The sequence below is a fragment of the Amycolatopsis sp. genome, assembly GCF_036008905.1.
Taxonomy (GTDB): Bacteria; Actinomycetota; Actinomycetes; order Mycobacteriales; family Pseudonocardiaceae; genus Amycolatopsis.
The window spans coordinates 1-19364 of sequence record NZ_DASYMU010000013.1; the positions used below are offsets into that span (position 1 = coordinate 1).

The window sequence follows — 19364 nt, forward strand, 5'->3', positions numbered from 1 at the left end:
GAGGGTGGTGGAGGGAGACGGGTGGGCTAAACGCGAACGCGGTGGGGGTGGGTCGTAGGCTGGATCACCGTGTTAGTACTGGCGATCGACACGTCGACTCCCGCGGTCACCGCGGGGGTCGCGAACCTGGACGGCGACGACGTCACGGTGCTCGGTGAGCGCGTGACGGTCGACGCCCGCGCGCACGGCGAACTGCTCACCCCGCACCTCCTCGAAGCGGTCGAACAGGCCGGGACGACACTGGGCGCGCTCGGCGCAATCGTTTGCGGCGTGGGCCCCGGCCCGTTCACCGGCCTCCGCTCCGGCATGGCCACGGCGGCGGCGCTGGCGTTCGCGCTCGGCATCGAGGCGTACCCGATCTGCAGCCTTGACGCGATCGCGCACGAAGCTCCCCGCGGCGAACCGCTCCTGGTGATCACCGACGCCCGCCGCAAAGAGGTCTACTGGGCCGCCTACGACATGTGGGGCGCCCGCCTGAACGGCCCGCACGTCCAGCGCCCGGCCGAGCTTCCGTCGGGCCCCGACATCAAGCTCGCCGCCGGCGACGGCGCCCGGCTGTACGCCGAAACCCTCGGCATAAAGGTCGTCGAGCCGTACTACCCGACCCCCGCGGGCCTCGTGGGCGCCGCGCGGAAGAGCCTGCTCTCAAAAGAACCTCCCGAGCCGCTCGTCCCGTTGTACCTCCGCCGCCCGGACGCGGTGGAGCCCGCGCCGCGCAAGCGGGTGACCGCGAAGTGAAGCTCCACCCCATGGTCCGCGCCGACATCGCCCGCTGCGTCGAGATCGAGAAGATGCTCTTCGAAGGCGACGACCCGTGGAACGAATGGGCGTTCCGGTCCGAGCTCGAAATCGGCAACTTCTACCTCGTCGCGCGCGTCGAGGACAGCGAGGTCCCGGTCGGTTACGCCGGGCTGGCCATCGCAGGTCGCCGCCTCGGCGAGTACGAGACCAGCGTGCACACGATCGGCGTCGACCCCGATTACCAGCGCCTCGGCATCGGCACCGCGCTGCTGACGGCGTTGCTCGCGCGCGCGGACGATCTCCAGGCTCCCGTTTTCCTCGAGGTACGCACGGACAACAACCCGGCGATCGCGCTGTACGAGCGGTACGGCTTCACCAGGATCGGCCTGCGCAAGCGCTACTACCACCCTTCCGGCGCGGACGCGTACACGATGATGCGACCGGCCAAGACCCAGGAAGAGGCCGGCTGATGGCACGGATCATCATGGGCATCGAGAGTTCTTGTGACGAGACCGGCGTCGGCCTGGTCCGGTTGCACGACAATGGTGCCGTCGAACTGCTGGCCGACGAGGTCGCGTCCAGTGTCGAGCAGCACGCCCGGTTCGGCGGGGTCGTGCCCGAGGTCGCCAGCCGCGCGCATCTGGAAGCCATGGTGCCGATGACGCGCCGCGCCTTCGAGACGGCCGGGCTGAAGATGTCCGATGTGGACGCCATCGCCGTCACCGCGGGCCCCGGGCTCGCCGGTGCGCTGCTGGTCGGCGTTTCCGCGGCGAAGGCATACTCCGCCGCGCTGGGCATCCCGCTGTACGGCGTCAACCACCTCGCCGGGCACATCGCGGTGGACACCCTGCAGCACGGCCCGTTGCCGACGCCGTGCCTCGCGCTGCTCGTCTCCGGTGGCCACACCCAGTTGCTCCGCGTCGACGACATCGCGTCGCGGATAACCGAACTCGGGTCCACTGTGGATGACGCGGCGGGCGAGGCCTACGACAAGGTCGCGCGGCTGCTCGGCCTGCCGTACCCTGGCGGGCCGCCGATGGACAAGGCCGCCGCGAACGGCGACCCGAAGGCGATCGCGTTCCCGCGGGGCATGACCGGCCCGCGTGACGCGAAGTACGATTTTTCCTTCTCCGGCTTGAAAACCTCCGTCGCCCGCTGGGTCGAAGGCGTGGAGCGACGCGGTGAGGAAGTCCCGGTCGAGGACGTCGCCGCGTCCTTCCAGGAAGCCGTCGCCGATGTGCTGACGGCCAAGGCGATCAAGGCGGCCAAGGAGTTCGACATCGGCACGCTCGTCATTTCCGGTGGCGTCGCGGCGAACTCGCGGTTGTCCAGCTTGGCGCGGGAACGCTGTGAGCAAGCCGGGATAACCCTGCGCGTACCGAAACCCAAGCTGTGCACCGACAACGGCGCGATGATCGCCGCGCTGGGCGCACACGTCGTCGCCGCCGGACGACCACAGTCCTCTTTGGACCTTTCGGCGAACCCGGCGCTCCCGGTCAACGTGGTGTCGGTCTGACCCGAAGCTCCGGCAACGAGTGGAGCCCGAGTAGCCGCGAGATGGCGGCGACGGACTTCACGGCGGCATCGCCTGTACCGTAAGGATTCGCGCCTTCGGTCGGCCGCAAGGTCCCGGCCAGCAGCTCCGCGGCGGTGTCGGCGATCAGCGCGGTGTCGGTGCCGACGAGCCACGCACAGCCCGCGTCGACACCTTCCCGGCGCTCGGTGCTTTCCCGCAGCACCAGCACCGGCGTGCCGAAGGTCGGGGCTTCCTCCTGGATGCCGCCGGAGTCGGTGAGCACGAGTTCCGCGAGCCGGAGCGCGCGCACGAGGTCCGCGTAGTCGAGTGGCTCGGTGATGGTGACCCTGTCCACTCCGGACAGCGCGGCTTCGACCTGTTCGCGCACGGCCGGGTTGGGGTGCACGGGGAACAGGACCTGCACGTTGGGGTGGGCGGCGACGATCATCTCGACGGCGTCCAGCGTGCGAGCGAGGGGCTCGCCCCAGGACTCACGGCGATGCGAGGTGACCAGCACGAGCCTGTCCCCGGCCTCGGCGACTTCCATCTCCAGCAAGGCCAACGCCGTGTTGCGTGCGGGCAGGTCCCGGGCCGCGATCGCGAGAACCGCGTCCACCACGGTGTTTCCGGTGACTTCGATCAACTCGGGGCGTACGCCTTCCGCGAGCAGCGCGGCGGCGGCCTCCTCGGTCGGGGCAAGGTGCAACGCGGCGATGCGCGAGACCATCTGCCGGTTTCCCTCTTCGGGAAAGGGCGACGCGAGATCGTGTGTCCGCAACCCGGCTTCCAGGTGCACCACCGGGATCCGTTGCCAGAACGCGGCGAGCGCGCCCGCGAGGGCGGTTGTCGTATCACCCTGGACGACCAGTACGGCCGGCGCGTGGCGGCGCAGCACCTCGTCGATCGCGGGCAGCATGCCCGCCACCAGTTCGGCCTGGGTCCCGGTGAGCCGCGGCGGGATGTCCAGCCACGTGTCGACCGTCAGCCCGAACGGCACCAGCGCCTGCTCGACCATGCCCGCGTGCTGTCCACTGTGCACGATGACCGGCCGCAGGACCGGGTGTTCTTCGAGCGCCGAGGCCAGCGCGGCGAGCTTGACCGCTTCCGGGCGTGTTCCGGCCAGCATCATCACGTCCACGCTTGGTGGCTCCTCATTCACAACGTCATTGTGTCGAACCGGGTGTCCGGCTGCCAGCACGCGGGGGACATCCCGGCAGCCGGACACCTTCGTCGTTCGATCAGCCCTTGATCCGGGCCAACCGCCTTGTCCTCCGGTACGACGCGATCACCGCAGCCGTCCCGAGGACCAGCAGCAGCAAGCCCACCGCGATCCACCAGCCGACATCGGCGCCGGTGGCGGCCAAGGACCCGACGCCGCCGCCGGCCACGCCGATACCCGCGCCTGGCATTTTGTACATTTCCGCCTCACCTCACGCGATGCGGCGATTGCGGACGAGACGCGTGCCGACGGGGATGGCGATGGCTCCGAGCAGCCCGAACGCGATCCACATGCCGGCGCCTGAAGCGAGCGGCATGGGAAGCCCGGCCGGTCCGCAGGTGGCCGACGACACGATCACGTCACCGGAACCGAGCGGGGTGAGCGCGGCGCCGAGCAGTTTCACGTGCAGGGCGTTGACGGTCAGGCTGCCGTCGGGGTTCTTGATCTGCTCGTTCAGGATGATCGTGGCGACGTTGACCGGGCCGAGGCCGACCGCGAGCGTGGTGTTCGCCGCGGGTGTCACCGGCACGTTGCCGAGGCTGCCGAGGTTGGCGCTGGCGAAGGTGCTGCTGCCCACGACCCCCTGCTGCGTCGCGTCGCACTTGGCTTCGATGGCCTTGGCACCGACGTTGCCCAGAGCCGCCTTCAGCAGCGGCACGCCGACGTCGGCGGTGCTCGCCTTCGCGCTGACGGCGCCCGAGTTGTCGTCACGTTTCGCTTCGGTGTTGATCACGCCGGCGGTCAGGATGCCGGTGAGATTCGCCTGGGCCAGGCTGTTGCTCGTGGGACCGGCCGTGTTCGCGGCGGCCAGCGGGCCCGCTTTGACTGCGTCGGCGCCGAGGAGTTTCACATCCACTTTGACGCCGTATGCGGAGCCGTCGCCTGCCGCCGCCGAAGCGGGAATCGAGCCGGCGAGGACAACGCTCGCGACCACAGCGGCGAGGATTCCACCCCGGCGCAAGAGGTGCGTTTTCATCAACTTTTCCTCCGATTTTTCGGTGCCGCCGCCTGCTCAGGATGGATCCCTGGCGGGGTCAGACGGCTCGCGTTCCGACTATCGACGGCGCATCGCGAAATGAGACAGAAAATAGCGATGACAACCGGATCGAGTTGACTTTTTCGAGGTTTCCCCAGGTGGTCGACGATGTCACTCTTTCGGAGTAGTCAGATTTGCCGTAGTCCTGCCGAAAGCGACTGGGGTATGGCTCGATGTAATGGCTTGAGTGCGCCACGACGGGTGATACGTTGGCCTGGGTGTCGCCCGTGAGAAGTTCGAAAGCGAGAGGTTCGTCGTGGCTGTTGTGAGTACTCCTGTGCCTGGTACAGGACGTTTTCCGGCGCGAATGGCCGTGCTGGCCGTGCTGGCGGCGGCGGTCGTCCTGGTATTCGTCGAACGCGCTTACCGGGTCTTCGAAGTGCAGATTTCAGGTCTGATACTCAGCGTTATCACTACATCGGGTGTCGAAGTGGTGAGCGAACGGGAAACTGTCTACTTTGGGTTATCGGGCGCTACTCCACTCGGGTTGAGAATGACGCCGGAATGTTCTTCGGTATTCATGTTGCTTCCCCTTTTCCTGGTGACCGCGGTCATGTTGTGGTTTCGCCCGATCAATGCTCGCCGGCTGTTCTTTTCGTTGGCGGTGTCCGCTTTGGCGGTGATCTTGGTGAATCAGTTGCGGGTGCTCGCGATCGTCGGGCTGGTGAACTGGCTCGGCGTCGACGAGGGCTACTACTGGGGTCACACGCTGCTGGGCTCGATGGTCAGCGTGCTCGGTGGCGCGATCACCCTGGTGCTGTTCGTCTGGCTGTCGACAAGGAAGCCGAAGCAGGTCGTATGAACGGGAACACCCTCAAGATCCTGCTGTCGATCACCCAGGCGTTCGCGCTGACGATGAGCGTCGCGTTCATCGTCTACGTCGTCGTGATCGTGGTGCCCTACCTGCGCCGAAAGCCCGCGCCGGTCGGCGACCCCGCCGGCTTCTCGTGGCATTTCTTCGTGCCGTGCCGCGACGAGCAGACCGTGATCAGGGAGACGGTCCGCTACCTGCGCACCACGTTCAAGCACGCCCACGTGTGGGTCGTCGACGACGATTCGGAGGACCATACCGCACGGGTGGTCCGCTCGCTGTGGCGTCGCAACGGCGGTTTCGATCCGTACCTGCACCTGGTGCCGCGACGGCGCCCGGAGGCCAGGACGGGCAAGGGCGACGCCCTCAACACCGCGTACCAGGAGCTCAACGCGTGGCTGGGCGAGGACGCGCGGCGTGACGAGGTCGTCGTCGTGGTCGTCGACGCCGACGGCAGGCCGGCCGCGAACTGCCTGGAGGTCTGCGCGGCCGAGCACCTGTTCGGCGACAGCGGGATCGGCGCGGTGCAGCTCGACGTCCGCATGAGCAACGTGACCACCCCGCCGCCGCGGAATTCCTGGCTTTCCAGGGCTTTCGGGCTGAAACTCGCGCAGATGCAGGACCTGGAGTTCCGCACCGCGATCGCCGCGATCCAGACGTCCCGCGGCTTCACCGGGACGATTTCCATGGGCGGCAACGGGCAGTTCACCCGGCTCACCGCGCTCGATTCGATCGCCGGGGACTCCGCACAGCCGTGGCGAGGTTCGCTGCTCGAGGACTTCGAACTCGGCGTGCACCTGCTGACGGCCGGCTGGCGTACCGGGTTCACCCCGGATTCCCATGTGGCACAAGAAGGTCTGTACAGTCTCCGGCGTTTTTTGGTGCAGCGCACCAGGTGGGGCCAGGGCACCATGCAGTGCGCGCGGTATCTGCGGCGCATCTGGGATTCGCCGCACGTAAGCACTTTGGGCGCGGCCGAGATGATGTACTACCTCGCGCAGCCGTGGATGCAGCTGCTCGGTTCGCTGCTGTACCCGATCCCGTTCATCCTGCTGCTCGTCAGCACCGCGGGTGATCCGGCGCAGGTGTGGGCTTGGTTCAGCGAAGGCGCGTGGATCCTGTTCGCGATCTACGGCTCGTTCGGGCTGCTGCCGTTCATCGTGTGGGGCCCGATCTATCAGGTGAAGTGCTTACACAACAAGAACATTCTGCGCGGAATCGGGATGGGCCTGGCGTACGCGCTGTACATCTACACGTTCTACATCACGTCGTGGCGCGCGCTGTTCCGCCTGGTGCGTGGCCGGAACGGCTGGTCGAAGACCCGCCGCAACACCGAACACGCACCAGGCGTCAAGGTCGCGCTGGACAGCTGATTCACCAGGCGGGCAGGATGCGCACGTCGTCAGCCTTGACGAACGCGATCCGGTGTCCGAACTGGATCTGCACGTACTTGGTCTTGCCGCGGACGACGACGTGGTTCGCGGCGTCGAACGTGGTCGCGCTGTAGTACTCCGCGTTCACCGTGTCCGCGGCGGAATAACGCTGCCCGGCGGACAACGTGTACGGCAGCGGCACGACCGACTGCACCGGAACCGTCGACGGGTACGCCTCGGGTTCGGGATACGCCCTGCCGTAGACCGGGATCGTGGCCAGGCCGGGCTTCGGCGTGATCACCTTGCCGATCGCGGGCTGGGCCGTTTTCGCGTTGCGGGGGTTGAAGAACCAGCCCTTCTGGCCCAGGTACCAAATGGCCGTCCAGTCACCACTGCGATCGGCGACGGCGTAGCGCTGCCCGGTTTCCACCCGGCTGCCGACGTCCGAAACGGCCATCGTCGCGGGCGAACCATTGGGACGCATGCCGATGTCGGTGAGCAGTGGCGCGTCCTGGCTCGGTGCGGTGTGCAGCACGACCGACGCCGATCCCCTTGACACACAAGTTGTTCCGGCCGTTTCGCAGCCGGTGAAGACGGGCTTGTTCTTCGCGAAGTCGGGGTTGATCGTCACCAGGCTGGAGTTCGGCAGGCCGAAGCCGTGGCCGAGCGGCGCGCCGAGCAGGTCGAAGTAGTGCGACCAATCCCAGTAGGGGCCCGGATCCCAGTGCATACCGGCGATCGTCGACGGGATCGTGCCCGGGACGTTGTCGTGGCCGATGATGTGCGCGCGGTCGAGCGGGATGTCGTACTTGTTCGCGAGGTAGCGCACCAGCTTCGACGACGTGCGGTACATCGCCTCGGTGTACCAGGTTCCCTTGGCGGCGAAGCCTTCGTGCTCGATACCGACGGATTTCGCGTTGACGTACCAGTTCCCGGCGTGCCAGCCGACATCCTTGGTCGGCACGTGCTGCGCGATGTGGCCGTCGGCCGAGCGGATCGTGTAGTGCCAGCTGACGTAGGCCGGGTCGGTGACCAGCCGCATCGCGGTGTCGAAGTAGCCCTCGGTGTCGTGGATGACGATGTAGTCGATCTTCTGGCTCTCGGGGCGGTTCGCCAGGTCGTGGTTGCCGTAGTCGTTGTTCGGGAGTTCCTGGTACGGCGCGGGAACCGACTCGCAGGAGATGCCGCGCGGACACTCCACATCGGACGCCTTGGTCTCCTTGAGGCCCAGTTCGCCGAGTTGGTCGCGGGCCGGGACGAGGTCTGGAACGGCCGCCAGCTGGAGGCGCTGGCCGTCGTCGGTGACGCGGGCGATGCCGCTCGTGATCGTGGCGAAGACCTCGTCCGCGAAGGCCGACGCGGCGGCCGTGTCGGACGCGCCGCTGTAGCGCGCGACGGCGCCGTACCAGCCCGAAGGCGTGTCGCCGCGGGCGCCGAGCTGACGCTGGTAGTCGGCCAGCAGCGCGGCGCCGCCCCGGATGTTCTGGGTGGTGTCGGTGCGCAGGGTCGCCACGTCGTTGTGGGTCAGCGTGGCGGCGATGTCGATGGTCTGGAGCCCGGCGGGCGGCGCTGTCGTGGTCGGCGCCTCCGGCTGGACCGCGGGCCGGGCGTCGTCGCCGCGGGCGTCCTCGGTGCCGTCGTCGTGGTGGCTGCCCGAACCCGCGGCGCGCAGGTCGGTCAGGTGCATCGGGCCGTAGCCGGCCGAGGTGCTGGGTGTGCCGGCGTTGGAGTCCCAGCGTGATTCGAGATAGGACACCCCGAGCAGCACGCTCTCCGGTACGCCGAACTCGTGGGCGGCGGCGGTGAACGCCTGTTGACGCTGTTGGTCGGTGGGTTGGCTTGCGGCGGCGGGCACAGCGGCTAACAGGCCTGCGGCGAGTGTCACCGTGGCCAGTTGGGCCAGGCGGGCAGGGCGATGCATGGCGGGGACCCCCAATGCGTGGTTCTGGAGGTGAGAACTTAACAACAAACTCACCCTTGGCGTAAGTATCAACCCCGCCCCGACCTGCGTTTAGCGGGCTAATCGCGCTCGCGCGGCGTGTCCTGACCCACTGGGCTTCGAGACCACCGCACGTGATCTCGCCCCCGGTTTGACTACTTTCCGCTTCCATCTCACTTCCGTGGGCTATTCGGCGTAACACGAAGGAGTGAAGCGACGAAGGGGAGTTAACGGAATCGCACCATTTTGTGCGTTCCGACGTCATTGGGGGTTTCATGCGAACATCGCTTCGGCGCTCTCGTGCCATGCTTTGCGTGGCCGTGATCGCCGCACTGCTCGTTCCGGGCGCCGCGGCCGCGGACGACACGACTTCCGGGTACTCGACGCTGCGCACCGGCTGGGATCCGAACGAGCCAGGGCTCGTGCCTTCACAAGTGAGCGCCTCCGACTTCGGCAGGCTTTTCACGACTCAGCTGGAAGGGCAGATCTACGCCCAGCCGATCGTCGCCGCGGGCGTCGTCGTCGCGGTGACGGAGGCCAACAACGCCTACGGGCTCGACCCGGTCACCGGCGCGAAGAAGTGGGAGGTCAACGTCGGTCCCGCGTGGCCGTCCGCCACGGTCGGCTGTGGTGACCTCACGCCCACCATCGGCGCCACCGCCACCCCGGTCTACGACCCGGCGACCGGCGCCGTCTACTTCACCGCCAAGGTCAACAACGGGCCCGACGCGAGAAACCCGAACTGGTACATGCACGCGCTCGACGTCAAAACCGGCGTGGAGCGCGCGGGTTTCCCGACCGTCATCAAGGGCGCGCCGTCGAACAATCCCAGCGTTCCGTTCAATCCGATGACGGCCATGCAGCGTCCGGGCCTCCTGCTGCTGGACGGCGTGATCTACGCCGGCTTCGCGAGCCATTGCGACTACACGCCCTATGTCGGCTACATCGTCGGAGTGAACGGCTCGACCGGACGGCAGACGACCCTGTGGTCCACCGAAGGCGGGGCTTCCGACGAGGCGGGTATCTGGCAGTCGGGAGCCGGACTCACCTCCGACGGCCCCGGCCGGATCATCGTGGCCACCGGTAACGGCATCGCGCCCGCGCCCGGCCCCGGTGACACGCCGCCGAACACGCTCGGCGAAGCGGTGGTTCGGCTCGCGGTGAATCCCGACGGCACGCTCACCGCGAAGAGCTTCTTCAGCCCGCACGACAACACCGACCTCAACCAGGACGACTACGACCTCGGGTCCGGCGGGCCGATGGCACTGCCGCCGGAGTTCGGCACCGCGGACTACCCCAGGATGGTCGTCCAGGTCGGCAAGGACGGCCGCGTCTACCTGCTCGACGCCGATCACCTCGGCGGCGCGGCGCAGGGCCCCGATGGTGGCGACAACGTGATCGGGATGACCGGCCCGTTCAAAGGGGTCTGGGGTCGCCCCGGTTTCTGGGGCGGTGACGGCGGCTACGTCTACACCGTGGAGGCCGTCGGTCCCATGCGTGCGTTGAAGTACAACAAAACCGGCCCGAAGCCCTCGCTCACGTCGGTCGGCACGACGCCCGACAACTTCGGCTACACGTCGGGGTCGCCGGTGATTACCTCGACCGGCAGCACCTCCGGCACGGCGCTGGTCTGGGTCGTCTACACCCCCGGTCCCACCGGGGAGAACTCCCAGTTGCGTGCCTACGACCCGATTCCGGTCAACGGTGTGCTCAAAATGCGGTACTCCGCGCCCATCGGCACCTCTTCGAAGTTCAGCGTGCCCGGTACGGACGCCGGACGCGTCTTTGTCGGCAACCGCACCGGTCAGCTGATCGGCTTCGGCAGGCCCACCACCGCGATACTGGAGACCAAACCGCTCGACTTCGGTTCCACCGCGGTGGGTACGACGGCCTCCAAGAACGTGACGGTGACCGCGACCCGGGCGCTGACGGTGACCGGTGTTTCGACGTCGGCCCCGTTCGGCGCCACGCTGGCGGCTCCGGTGACCTTGGCCAACGGACAGTCCCTGATGGTCCCGGTGACGTTCAGTCCCGGCACCTGGGGCGATGAGACGGCGAGCTTGACCTTCAAGACGGATGCCGGGGACACCGCGCTGGACCTGCACGGACAGGGAACCCAGCCCGGTCTTGGCGCCACTCCGTCCACTTTGGACTTCGGTGCGGTCCCGACCGGCGCGGCCAGGGAACTCCGGGTCGGCATCAGCAACACGGGGACCACACCCGAGACGATCACCGAGGTCACCTCGCCGACCGGCTCGTTCCGCACGATCAACCTCCCGGTCGTCGGGACCGTGCTCGAACCGGAGACGTCGACCACGGTCACGATCGTGTACGACCCGCCGGTGGGTACCCCTAACGGCACCACTGAATCCGGGCAACTGATCGTGCGGAGCGATCAGGGATCGGTGACCGTGCCACTCAAGGGGGTCGCGCTCACCGGGCAACCAGAGCTCACCTTGGAACCGTCCTTGGTGGACTTCGGCGTCGTCCCGGTCGGCCAGTCGGTCACCAAGCAGTTCATCATCGCCAACACCGGCACAGTGCCGATGACGATCACCAAGGCGAAGGCGCCGGCCGGGGTGTTCCACACCGAAACCCCGGTCGCCGAGGGGCAGGTCCTCTCGGCGGGCGACGAGCTGGTCCAGCGCGTCACGTTCACCCCGGACTCCGTCTATCCGGCGACCGGCAGGTATCTCATCACCAGTAACGACGGCAGTGGTGAGACGACGGTGCAACTGAACGGGAACACCGATCCGATCGGCGTGCACTACCAGGAACTGGGCGGTTCCAAGGACTCCGGTCTGCGGGATCCGGTGACCGCGGTCTACGACATTCCCGGTGGCGGCAAGGGACAGGACTTCGCCAACGGTTCCATCTTCTGGTCGCCGCAAACGGGTGCGCGGGCGGTGCGCGGCATGGTCGCGGAGCACTACCGGGCGATGGGCGGCCCGACCGGGATGCTCGGCTATCCGATCACCGACGAGCTGCCGACACCGGACGGTCTCGGCTGGTACAACCATTTCTCGCGTGCGGATGGGGCGTCGATCTACTTCACGAACGGGTCCCGCGCACACGCGATCTACGGGTCGATCCGGACCAAGTGGGCCGAGCTGGGCTGGGAGCTCAGTCCGGTCGGTTACCCGATCACCGACGAGTTGGGGACGCCGGACGGCATCGGCCGGTACAATCACTTCTCGCGTGCCGATGGGGCGTCGATCTACTTCACGAACGCGACCGGCCCGCACGCGATCTACGGCGGGATTCGCGCCAAGTGGGCCGGGCTGGGCTGGGAAGGCAGTCCGGTCGGCTACCCGATCACCGACGAGTTGGGGACGCCGGACGGCATCGGCCGGTACAACCACTTCTCACGTGCCGATGGGGGGTCGATCTATTCGTCACCCTCGACGGGCTCGCACGTGATCTACGGGTCGATTCGCGCCAAGTGGGCCTCGCTCGGGTGGGAGAACAGCCGGTTGCGTTACCCGACTTCCGACGAATACGCGGTGAGCGGTGGCCGTCGTAACGATTTCAGCGGCGGCACGGCGACCTTCGTGAACTCCGCGGGATCGGTCCAGGTCGTCTACCGCTGACGTCTACCGCTGAGCCGCGCGGGGTGCCGGTGGTATCGGCGCCCCGCGCCTCTCGTCACCCCGACGTCCGCAGAGCCGCCGGTCAGACGCTTGATCGGGCCGTTTTCCCCGGTCTTACCGACCCTGGTTGCGCAACTAGCACTCAGGTGGCTAGAGTGCTAATCGACGGCACCAAACAGCCCCGGCACCCGCGACGGCGGGGGTGGTAGGAGCCTAAGTTTTACGAACCTGCCAACGCTTTCGACGACCCGTGGAGGTCAACCCGGTGAGCGTCAACATCAAGCCGCTTGAGGACAAGATCGTTGTCCAGACGAGCGAGGCCGAGGAGACGACCGCTTCCGGTCTCGTCATCCCCGACACCGCCAAGGAAAAGCCCCAGGAGGGCAAGGTTCTGGCCGTTGGGCCAGGCCGGATCGACGACAAGGGCAACCGTGTCCCGTTGGATGTGGCTGTCGGCGACGTCGTCATCTACTCCAAGTACGGCGGCACCGAAGTCAAGTACAACGGTGAGGACTACTTGATCCTTTCCGCCCGCGACGTGCTGGCCGTCATCAACTGACGTTCTGCTCAAAGCGCATGACGCCCCGGGTCCCGCTTAGCCGGGAGCCGGGGCGTTTGTGCTTTCAAGACTTCGAAAGGTAAGCGGAAAAGGCTATGCCTAAGCAGATTAGTTTCGACGAGGACGCTCGTCGCGCACTGGAGCGCGGGGTGAACAAGCTCGCGAACGCGGTCAAGGTCACCCTCGGCCCCCGTGGCCGGCACGTCGTGCTGGACAAGAAGTTCGGCGGGCCGACGATCACGCTCGACGGCGTGACGGTCGCCCGTGAGATCGACCTGGACGACCCGTTCGAGAACTTGGGCGCCCAGCTGGCCAAGAACGTGGCCACCAAGACCAACGACGTCGCCGGTGACGGCACCACCACGGCCACCGTGCTGGCGCAGTCGCTCGTGCGGGTCGGCCTGCGCAACGTCGCGGCCGGTGCCAACCCGACTTCGCTCGGGCGTGGCATCGAGGCCGCCGCCGAGAAGGTCATCGAGGTCCTCAAGGCCAAGGCCACCCCGGTCAAGGGCCGCGAGAGCATCGCCCAGGTCGGCACCGTGACCTCCCGTGACGCCGCCATCGGCGCGCTGCTCGGCGAGGCCGTGGAGCGGGTCGGCGAAGACGGCGTCATCACGATCGAAGAGTCGTCCACCATGGCGACCGAGCTCGTGATCACCGAGGGCGTGCAGTTCGACAAGGGTTTCCTGTCGGCGCACTTCGCGACCAACCCCGAAGACCAGAAGGCCATCCTCGAGGATGCCTACATCCTGCTGCACCGCGAGAAGATCTCGGCGCTGGCCGACCTTCTCCCGCTGCTGGAGAAGGTCGTCGAGGCCAAGAAGCCGCTGCTCATCATCGCCGAGGACGTCGACGGCGAAGCGCTGTCCACCCTCGTGGTGAACTCGCTGCGCAAGACGATCACCGCCGTCGCCGTCAAGGCGCCGTTCTTCGGTGACCGTCGCAAGGCGTTCCTGGACGACCTCGCGGTCGTCACGGGCGCCGAGGTCATCTCGGGCGAGATCGGCATGAAGCTCTCCGAGGCGAACATCAGCTCGCTGGGTACCGCCCGCCGCATCGTGGTGACGAAGGACAACACCACGATCGTCGACGGTGGCGGCACCAAGGAGGCCATCTCCGACCGGATCTCGCAGATCCGCCGTGAGATCGACTCCACCGATTCCGACTGGGACCGGGAAAAGCTGCAGGAGCGCCTCGCGAAGCTGGGTGGCGGTGTCGCGATCATCAAGGTCGGCGCGGCCACCGAGACCGAGCTCAACGAGCGTAAGCACCGCATCGAAGACGCCGTGGCAGCGACCAAGGCGGCCGTCGAAGAGGGCATCGTCCCCGGTGGTGGCTCGGCGCTGGTTCATGCGGTCAAGGAGCTCGAGGGTGACCTCGGCTTGACCGGTGACGAAGCGACCGGTGTCCGTCTGGTTCGCGACGCGCTCACCGCGCCGCTGTTCTGGATCGCGACCAACGCCGGTTTCGAAGGCGCTGTCATCGTGAACAAGGTCAAGGAGCAGACCTGGGGGCAGGGCTTCAACGCCGCCACCGGTGAGCTCACCGACCTGCTCGCGGCCGGCATCGTCGACCCGGTGAAGGTGACCCGTTCCGCGGTCTCCAACGCCGCGTCGATCGCTCGCCTCGTGCTCACTACGGAGAGCGCTGTTGTCGAGAAGCCCGCTGACGCCGAGCCTTCGGGCGGCGCCGGCCACGGCCACTCGCACTAGTCACACCCCGAAGCGGGGCGGTGCCACCTCAGTGTGGTGCCGCCCCGCTTTGCTGTCCCCAGCTCCAGGGCCCCGCGCGCGACGATTAGCCCGCTAAACGCAGGTCAGGCGTTCGTGCCGCCGTCGACGGTGATCGCGGTGCCGGTGATGAAGCGGCCCGCGTCGCCGGCCAGGTGGGCGACGGTCGCGGCGATCTCGGCGGCGTCCGCGAACCGACCCAGCGGACTCAGCGCGCGCTGGTCGTCGGCGTGCGGCCCGTCGCCGGGGTTCATGTCGGTCGACGTCGAGCCCGGCTGCACCACCACCGCGGTGATCCCGCGCGGCCCGAGGTCCCTGGCGATGCCCCGCGTCATCCCGAGCACCGCGGCCTTGCTCGCCGCGTACAGGCTCAGGCCCGGCCCCGGCACGCGCTCGGCCAGGTTGCTGCCGATGGTGATGATCCGCCCGCCCTCCGGCAGATGCCGCGCGGCCGCCGTCGCGGCGACGAACACGGCCCGCACATGGATGGCCAGCACGCGGTCGATGTCCTCGACGGTGACGTCGCCGATTTCCCCGGTCACCCAGACCCCCGCGTTGTTCACGAGGACGTTTAGCCCGCTAAACGCGCTCGCGGTGGTCTCGACGGCGTTGGTGACGGCGGCTGGGTCGGCGGAGTCCGCCTGGATGGCGAGGGCTTTGCGGCCGTGGGATTCGATCTCGGCGACGACTTCGGCGGCCTTGTCGTGCGACGCGGTGTAGGTGAAGGCGACGTTCGCGCCCTCCTCGGCCAGCCGCAGTGCGATCGCCCGGCCGATGCCGCGGCTTCCGCCGGTCACCAGTGCGACCTTGCCTTCGAGTGTCCCCATGACGGTGCCCCCATTTCTGTAGTGATCGACACATAATGAGGTCGGGTACAGTTCGCCGTCAAGGGTTTCTGTGTCGATCGGTAGAGAAAAATGTCACGAGGTCGCCCCCGCTCTTTCGACCGCGAAGCGGCGCTGCGGCAAGCGATGTACGTCTTCTGGGAACTCGGTTACGAGTGCGCCTCGATGACCGACCTGACCACCGCGATGGGTATCGGCTCCCCGAGCCTGTATGCCGCCTTCGGGGGCAAGGAAGCGCTGTTCCGCGAGGCCGTCGCGCTCTACGGAGCGACCTTCGGCGGGATGACTTCCCGCGCGCTCACCGAACGGCCGACGGCGCGCGAGGCCGTCGAGGCGATGCTGCGCGACAACGCCGAGAGCTACGTCCTGCCGGAGCACCCGGCCGGCTGCATGATCGTGCTCGCCGCGACCAACTACACCCCGGGCAACCAGGGGATCCACGACTACCTCACCGAGATGCGCCGCTCGAGCCAGGAATCGCTCCGGGGCCGCCTTCGGCAGGGCGTGGCCGACGGCGAACTGCCCCAGGGAACCGACGTCGACGGGATGGCCGCGTTTTACATCACCGTGCTCAACGGCCTCTCGATCCAGGCCAGGGACGGCGCCAAAGCGAGCGAGCTGACGGCGGTGGTCGACGGCGCGATGGCCGCCTGGCGCGGTTACGACAGCGGTTACGACAAAGGGGCGCCACCCAAGTGAGTGACACCCCTGCGTCGTGACCGTGGTTCAGCTGCTCGACAAACTCAGCGAGCGCTTGTCGGACTTGATGATGTTCTCCCGTTCCGCCTCGGAGAGCCCGCCCCAAATGCCGTAGGGCTCGTGCACCGCCAACGCGTGTCGGCGGCACATTTCCAGAACCGGGCAGGCGAGACATACCGCCTTCGCTCTGGCCTCCCGGCGGGCTCTCGCCGGTCCGCGTTCGCCGTCGGGGTGAAAGAAGGACCCGCTGTCCATCCCCCGGCACGAACCCTCCAGCTGCCAGTCCCAAATATCCGCATTGGGGCCGGGGAGCCTGCGCGTGTCTGCCATCTGACCGCCTCCGTCGTCCGGTCGACTACTCCATTCGGTGCAACGGCCGTAACGTTAGAAGCGCTTCAATACTTGTTCAAGGGATTGGGCTTAATTCAGCCGTTAGGCTTCCCCCGTAGGTGTGAGAGGCCGTTTCGACTCCGGTTGCCGCGATCTGCCCGGGCCTGGATATTGGGTCCGGTGGGAGCCGGGTCTAGTGCGGACGAACCGACCCTGCCGGTGGCCTCGGTGGCGCGCCGGCTCGGCGTCGCACCGTCGACCCTCAGAACTTGGGACCGCCGCTACGGCCTGGGCCCGAGCAGGCATACCGACGGCCGTCACCGCCGCTACGGAAGCTCCGACATCGGCAGGCTGGAGCTCATGCAGCGGGCCCTGTTGCGTGGCGCGTCGACTGCCGAAGCCGCCCGGTACGCCCTCGAGCAGATGCCCAAATCCACCCCTGACCAGCCGTTGCCGTCGTCGCCGGACAGCGGCGAAAGCGCGGTCGTGCTGCCGGGCGACCAGGACGGCCCGTCGCGGCTGGCCCGGCGCCTGAGCACCGCCGCGCTCGCCATGGACGTCGGCGCGGTCCAGCGGATGCTGGCCGAAACCATCGCCGAAGCCGGCGTGCTCGCCGGCTGGGAAGGCGTGATCGACCCCGTCCTCAGCGCGCTCGGCGCCCGCTGGCGTGGCGTCAGCGCCGGCGCCGAAGTCGAATACCTGCTGGCCGAGTGCGTGTTCGCCGCGCTGGTCCGCGCCACCCCGGTGCTCGCCAAACCGCGCAACCATCGGCCCGTTCTCCTCGGCTGTGTGCCGGACGAACGCGACAGCATGGCGATGTACGCCCTCGCCGCCTGCCTAGCCGAGCGGACCCTCGGCACCCAGCTTTTCGGCGTCCCGCTGCCCGCGGACGTACTGGCCGTAGCCGTCAGACGCAGTGCGCCTGCCGCCGTCGTCCTGTGGGCGCGCCGTCGTGGGGTCGCCGACCCGAGGTTGTTCGCCAGGGTTTCGCGCGGACGCCAGCGCAGCCGCCTGTTCGCCTGCGGGCCCGGCTGGGACCCGGCGACCCTGCCCGACAACGTCGAGCTGCTCGACGGGGTCGCGAGCGCGGCCGAGCGGCTGGAATACGTTCTTGTCGGTACCAGCCGCTACAACTGACACACACAGTTGAGGGGGAGTGGACGGGTGCGGGAAGACGAGCTGCGTCGCGCGGCTTTCGGGGAGCTGCCACTGGCGCGGGTGCCCGGCAGGCCATCGACGCCGAAAGCAGCGCTGCTCAGCGCGATAGTCCTGGGCGGGCGAGGGCGCTACGGAGCCGCCGCGACGATCCTGACCGGGCTCGTCCGCGACGAAGACCCGGTGATCGCCTCGCTGGCCGGCAGCGTTTTCGCGTCGCACCGACGGCAACTGGGCGGGCATGCGGCCGCACGGCGCTTCGACGGCCCCGCTCTCCTCAAGGCGTCGCGAGCGCTGGAACTGCACAAAACAGACGACCCGGATGGATTGGACGCGCGTGGTGCGATGTCGGACGCCCTGCTCGGTTTGGCCGCGGACAATCTCGCGCTCGCCAGGCTGCCCGCCGCGCGGCGTCTGGCCGCCGCCGCGGCCGGGATTCCGGCCGGATGGCGGGGCGAAGTGCGCTCAGGCTGGGTCTCGGCCGAGATCGAACTCGCCGCGGGGGCGCCGGAAGACGCCGTTGCGCCCGCCGAGCGGGCCGCTGAGCTCTCCCGGGCCCGCGGGGCATACCGCCATTCGGTCAAGTCCGATCTCGTCCTGGGCGCGACGCTGGCGGCCACTGGCGACCCCGGGACGCACGATCGTGCGAAAAGGCTCGTCGAAAACGCCCTGCAGGAGGCCGAAAAATGCGAATTCTCTTCACTTATTTGGCCCGCTTGCTCGATCGCGGGGAATCTTGGGGCAGAGCCGGTCGAGAAGTATCGATTCAGAAGCGCACAGGTGTTGCACGGAGTGTTACTGCGCGCCGATCCTGGCGGTAGGCGTATCGCACGGGAATCGCCGTGGGTGCCAACTTGAGCTCAATGCCCCTGTTGGACAGCCCATTCCGGCATCCGGGCTAAGAACTTTCAAAAAAAGCCACCGGATCGTGTCAAGGTCGGGCCTAAAGCGTCCGATAGGGGTTATGGAATGTCACCCGGCTGCAGGAAGGAAACCCCGTGACGACGGTCTTGATCTGCGACGACCGACGCAGTGTCCGCGAAGGGCTTACTCGCGTGATGTCTGCTGTTCCAGGGGTCAGTCGCATCGACTGCGTAGCGCACGGTGACGAGCTCCTGGCCAGGTACTCCCGACAGCCCGTGGATGTGGTGCTCGTCGGGACCCAGCGCGCGGTACCCACCGGGGTCGAGGCCACCAGGCGCCTCGTCTCGGCGAATCCCCAGGCGAACGTCATCGTTTTCGGTGCTCCGGACGACGCGGGCAGCATCGCTGCCGCGATCGCCGGCGGTGCCCGCGGCTATCTCCGGTGGGACGCGTCCCGTCCGGAACTGGTGGCCGCACTGGCGCACACCCTGGCCAGCACCTCGGTGCCGGCACCCCGCCAACCCTCCGACCCGGGCGTGCAGCTCACCGAGCGCGAGCTCCAGGTGCTGCGCGGTATGAGCCAGGGCAAGAGCAACGGCCAGATCGGCCGCGAGCTCTACCTGTCGGAGGACACCGTGAAGACCCATGCCCGCCGGCTGTTCCGCAAACTGGGCGTGCGTGACCGCGCCCAGGCTGTGGCACACGGCTTCCGCCGCGGCCTGGTGTCCTAGAGAACGCTGTTTTCGAGGATCGATCGACGCGCGACGGGCCGGGGAGCAACTCCCCGGCCCGTTGTGATCTGAGTCACCACCTGGTCATCGGTTTCGGTGATCAGGTATCTGTGACACCTCTGTCCGCCTCCTCGTGCACAGGATCCGTACCCCGTCCCGGCCACCCTCGTTGAATCGGCGAAGGTGAGCCGGAGCTGGAGAGCGTCCCGGATCCGCCGGGACGCGC

General features: G+C 67.8%; 18 protein-coding genes. 12 read left to right on the forward strand and 6 right to left on the reverse strand.

The genetic code is table 11. The features are described from left to right. Nucleotides 1–69: 69 nt before the first annotated feature. The 3 genes from tsaB to tsaD are packed head-to-tail and all read left to right on the forward strand — an operon-like array spanning nt 70 to nt 2257. Nucleotides 70–738 (forward strand): tRNA (adenosine(37)-N6)-threonylcarbamoyltransferase complex dimerization subunit type 1 TsaB, encoded by a 669-nt coding sequence (gene tsaB / locus VGP60_RS02105; protein WP_327546100.1) that lies wholly within the window; start codon nt 70–72, stop codon nt 736–738. Then, entirely contained in the window at nt 735–1211 is a 477-nt protein-coding gene (rimI, locus tag VGP60_RS02110) for a ribosomal protein S18-alanine N-acetyltransferase (RefSeq protein WP_327546101.1), read from the forward strand. Before tsaB ends, rimI begins: the two co-directional genes overlap by 4 nt. After that, the gene (tsaD, locus tag VGP60_RS02115; RefSeq protein WP_327546102.1) at nt 1211–2257 is read left to right on the forward strand and encodes a tRNA (adenosine(37)-N6)-threonylcarbamoyltransferase complex transferase subunit TsaD; all 1047 of its coding nucleotides are present in this window, start codon (nt 1211–1213) and stop codon (nt 2255–2257) included. Before rimI ends, tsaD begins: the two co-directional genes overlap by 1 nt. Here tsaD and wecB read toward each other — a convergent pair. From wecB to VGP60_RS02130, 3 genes are all read right to left on the reverse strand, one after another. Then, on the reverse strand, nt 2238–3395 hold the full coding sequence (gene wecB, locus VGP60_RS02120; RefSeq protein WP_327546103.1) for a non-hydrolyzing UDP-N-acetylglucosamine 2-epimerase: 1158 nt from the start codon (nt 3393–3395) through the stop codon (nt 2238–2240). The two genes, tsaD and wecB, sit on opposite strands and share 20 nt — an antisense overlap. Before the next feature lie 100 nt (nt 3396–3495). Further along, nucleotides 3496–3675: an LPXTG cell wall anchor domain-containing protein gene (locus tag VGP60_RS02125; RefSeq protein ID WP_327546104.1), complete on the reverse strand. Its 180-nt coding sequence runs from the start codon at nt 3673–3675 to the stop codon at nt 3496–3498. A 12-nt stretch (nt 3676–3687) separates the two neighbouring features. Continuing rightward, the gene (locus tag VGP60_RS02130; protein WP_327546105.1) at nt 3688–4452 is read right to left on the reverse strand and encodes a choice-of-anchor P family protein; all 765 of its coding nucleotides are present in this window, start codon (nt 4450–4452) and stop codon (nt 3688–3690) included. 367 nt (nt 4453–4819) lie between these two features. Here VGP60_RS02130 and xrtP point away from each other — a divergent pair, with 367 nt between their 5' ends. Continuing rightward, nucleotides 4820–5314, forward strand: coding sequence for an exosortase P (xrtP, locus tag VGP60_RS02135; protein WP_327546106.1), 495 nt, complete (start codon nt 4820–4822; stop codon nt 5312–5314). Continuing rightward, entirely contained in the window at nt 5311–6696 is a 1386-nt protein-coding gene (locus VGP60_RS02140) for a glycosyltransferase (protein WP_327546107.1), read from the forward strand. The genes xrtP and VGP60_RS02140 overlap by 4 nt, the downstream gene beginning before the upstream one ends. A gap of 1 nt (nt 6697) precedes the next feature. Here the strand turns inward: VGP60_RS02140 and VGP60_RS02145 are convergent, their stop codons facing one another. Beyond that, the gene (locus VGP60_RS02145) at nt 6698–8617 is read right to left on the reverse strand and encodes a peptidoglycan recognition family protein (protein WP_327546108.1); all 1920 of its coding nucleotides are present in this window, start codon (nt 8615–8617) and stop codon (nt 6698–6700) included. Between the two features lie 332 nt (nt 8618–8949). On the opposite strand from VGP60_RS02145, the gene VGP60_RS02150 reads away from it, so the two are divergent. The 3 genes from VGP60_RS02150 (at nt 8950) to groL (ending at nt 14496) form a co-directional block, all read left to right on the forward strand. After that, nucleotides 8950–12225 (forward strand): choice-of-anchor D domain-containing protein, encoded by a 3276-nt coding sequence (locus VGP60_RS02150; protein WP_327546109.1) that lies wholly within the window; start codon nt 8950–8952, stop codon nt 12223–12225. A gap of 265 nt (nt 12226–12490) precedes the next feature. Continuing rightward, nucleotides 12491–12784: a co-chaperone GroES gene (groES, locus tag VGP60_RS02155; protein ID WP_009072407.1), complete on the forward strand. Its 294-nt coding sequence runs from the start codon at nt 12491–12493 to the stop codon at nt 12782–12784. 95 nt (nt 12785–12879) lie between these two features. Further along, on the forward strand, nt 12880–14496 hold the full coding sequence (gene groL / locus VGP60_RS02160) for a chaperonin GroEL (RefSeq protein ID WP_327546110.1): 1617 nt from the start codon (nt 12880–12882) through the stop codon (nt 14494–14496). Between the two features lie 104 nt (nt 14497–14600). Here groL and VGP60_RS02165 read toward each other — a convergent pair whose 3' ends face one another. After that, nucleotides 14601–15341, reverse strand: coding sequence for an SDR family NAD(P)-dependent oxidoreductase (locus VGP60_RS02165; protein WP_327546111.1), 741 nt, complete (start codon nt 15339–15341; stop codon nt 14601–14603). A 90-nt stretch (nt 15342–15431) separates the two neighbouring features. Between VGP60_RS02165 and VGP60_RS02170 the strand changes: the two genes are divergently transcribed. After that, complete coding sequence (locus VGP60_RS02170; RefSeq protein ID WP_327546112.1) at nt 15432–16058, forward strand: TetR/AcrR family transcriptional regulator; 627 nt, start codon at nt 15432–15434, stop codon at nt 16056–16058. Nucleotides 16059–16085: 27 nt separating this feature from the next. Here VGP60_RS02170 and VGP60_RS02175 read toward each other — a convergent pair whose 3' ends face one another. After that, nucleotides 16086–16388 carry a WhiB family transcriptional regulator gene (locus VGP60_RS02175; RefSeq protein ID WP_327546113.1) on the reverse strand — a complete coding sequence of 101 codons (303 nt, stop codon included), beginning with the start codon at nt 16386–16388 and terminating at the stop codon, nt 16086–16088. A 219-nt stretch (nt 16389–16607) separates the two neighbouring features. Between VGP60_RS02175 and VGP60_RS02180 the strand changes: the two genes are divergently transcribed. The 3 genes from VGP60_RS02180 (at nt 16608) to VGP60_RS02190 (ending at nt 19138) form a co-directional block, all read left to right on the forward strand. Further along, nucleotides 16608–17525: a MerR family transcriptional regulator gene (locus tag VGP60_RS02180; RefSeq protein ID WP_414640274.1), complete on the forward strand. Its 918-nt coding sequence runs from the start codon at nt 16608–16610 to the stop codon at nt 17523–17525. Nucleotides 17526–17552: 27 nt separating this feature from the next. After that, entirely contained in the window at nt 17553–18401 is an 849-nt protein-coding gene (locus tag VGP60_RS02185) for a hypothetical protein (protein ID WP_327546115.1), read from the forward strand. Between the two features lie 140 nt (nt 18402–18541). Beyond that, nucleotides 18542–19138 carry a response regulator transcription factor gene (locus tag VGP60_RS02190; protein ID WP_003073605.1) on the forward strand — a complete coding sequence of 199 codons (597 nt, stop codon included), beginning with the start codon at nt 18542–18544 and terminating at the stop codon, nt 19136–19138. The last annotated feature ends 226 nt before the right edge of the window (nt 19139–19364 follow it).

Excerpts from the sequence above, each read along its gene's own strand:
- tsaD (WP_327546102.1), top strand. The coding sequence starts at position 1,211 with ATGGCACGGATCATCATGGGCATCGAGAGTTCTTGTGACGAGACCGGC.
- VGP60_RS02125 (WP_327546104.1), bottom strand. The coding sequence starts at position 3,675 with ATGTACAAAATGCCAGGCGCGGGTATCGGCGTGGCCGGCGGCGGCGTC.
- VGP60_RS02130 (WP_327546105.1), bottom strand. The coding sequence starts at position 4,452 with ATGAAAACGCACCTCTTGCGCCGGGGTGGAATCCTCGCCGCTGTGGTC.
- xrtP (WP_327546106.1), top strand. The coding sequence starts at position 4,820 with ATGGCCGTGCTGGCCGTGCTGGCGGCGGCGGTCGTCCTGGTATTCGTC.
- VGP60_RS02140 (WP_327546107.1), top strand. The coding sequence starts at position 5,311 with ATGAACGGGAACACCCTCAAGATCCTGCTGTCGATCACCCAGGCGTTC.
- VGP60_RS02145 (WP_327546108.1), bottom strand. The coding sequence starts at position 8,617 with ATGCATCGCCCTGCCCGCCTGGCCCAACTGGCCACGGTGACACTCGCC.
- groL (WP_327546110.1), top strand. The coding sequence starts at position 12,880 with ATGCCTAAGCAGATTAGTTTCGACGAGGACGCTCGTCGCGCACTGGAG.
- VGP60_RS02165 (WP_327546111.1), bottom strand. The coding sequence starts at position 15,341 with ATGGGGACACTCGAAGGCAAGGTCGCACTGGTGACCGGCGGAAGCCGC.
- VGP60_RS02170 (WP_327546112.1), top strand. The coding sequence starts at position 15,432 with ATGTCACGAGGTCGCCCCCGCTCTTTCGACCGCGAAGCGGCGCTGCGG.
- VGP60_RS02175 (WP_327546113.1), bottom strand. The coding sequence starts at position 16,388 with ATGGCAGACACGCGCAGGCTCCCCGGCCCCAATGCGGATATTTGGGAC.